The following is a 270-nucleotide window of genomic DNA, read 5'->3' as shown; positions in this document are numbered from 1 at the left end:
TAGAAGCAGCTTCAAGCTTTAAGCTACACGCTTCAAGTTTGATTGCGCTAAGCATCAAAATTGGGTCTGTAGCTCAGTTGGTTAGAGCGCACCCCTGATAAGGGTGAGGTCGGCAGTTCGAATCTGCCCAGACCCACCAATTTTGTTATGGGGCCATAGCTCAGCTGGGAGAGCGCCTGCCTTGCACGCAGGAGGTCAACGGTTCGATCCCGTTTGGCTCCACCATTTACTGCTTCTGACGTTAGAGTTTAGAAATGAATATTCCGATGA

The 270-nt window shown here is 49.6% G+C and carries 2 tRNA genes; both read left to right on the top strand.

The features are described from left to right. The first annotated feature begins 62 nt into the window (after positions 1 to 62). Positions 63 to 139: transfer RNA gene (locus HB680_RS32565), tRNA-Ile, on the top strand. A gap of 10 nt (positions 140 to 149) precedes the next feature. Further along, positions 150 to 225 (top strand) — tRNA-Ala (locus tag HB680_RS32560). Positions 226 to 270: the final 45 nt, after the last annotated feature.

Source organism: Pseudomonas sp. dw_612 (genome assembly GCF_018449725.1).
GTDB lineage: Bacteria > Pseudomonadota > Gammaproteobacteria > Pseudomonadales > Pseudomonadaceae > Aquipseudomonas.
Note: the sequence above shows the minus strand (reverse complement) of the source record. Positions and strands in the feature narration are given on the sequence as shown.